Consider the following 788-nt stretch of genomic DNA (forward strand, 5'->3'; position numbering starts at 1 on the left):
TTTTGTTTTCAAAAGCTAGGGAAATCTCAAGCAAAGCCGAATTTAGACCATAATGCTTTTGATTAAGATTTAAAATTTTACCGGCAATTGGACTTGGGGCAAAATAACGATTAGCCAAAGGCGAAATTGCCAAATCAAAAAGCTGATCAGGATCATCAAAATAATATTTAGTGGAAAGAATTTCGTATTTTTGGTTGCGATCTAAATTTCTTAGCACAAAACTAGCTTGTTTTTGGTCATTTTTGGCAACAAGTTGACCTTTTACTTCAAGAATTTTATTTGAACCAATTTCTTTATAGTACAAAATTAAATTAGCCGAATCAAGTAAGTTTTGTGAATCAAATAAATCAAGATTCAAAATTGTGTCATTTTCAATATCATAATGACTAAATTTTTCAACTTGGTTTTTAGTTGAAAAAAACTGCGAAGTTTTCGAAAAACTAAAATAATAACGCGGATTGTTTGGGGCTACAAGTTGTAATTCATAAATTGAACCACCAAGTAAATTATCGGCATAAGTATGAAAAGTGTCAGTTTTTGGATCATATTCGACTTTAGTTTTAACACTATAACGTGATTTTTGACTAATATAAACAAGTTCTAAATCAGCTTTTTTAGCCCAGTCTGTGTCTTGTTTTGTTTTTCCTTGAAGTTTAAAACTAAAATCACCTGAATTAGTAAACCAGGACAAAAAAAATTAACACTAAAGGTGTTGGCTTTTTTGTCGGAGTTTAGGAGAAAGCTAACACCCAAAGTGTTAGCTTTTTTAAATTTTCAAATGCAACAAA

Annotated in this window: 1 protein-coding gene; it reads right to left on the minus strand. The window is 30.1% G+C overall.

From position 1 onward, the window contains the following. Window positions 1-691: hypothetical protein (locus tag MOSC01_RS04390; protein WP_010321506.1), on the minus strand; the 691-nt coding region annotated here is incomplete at its 3' end. Window positions 692-788: the final 97 nt, after the last annotated feature.

Source organism: Mesomycoplasma ovipneumoniae SC01 (assembly GCF_000218525.1).
Classification (GTDB): domain Bacteria; phylum Bacillota_I; class Bacilli_A; order Mycoplasmatales; family Metamycoplasmataceae; genus Mesomycoplasma; species Mesomycoplasma ovipneumoniae_A.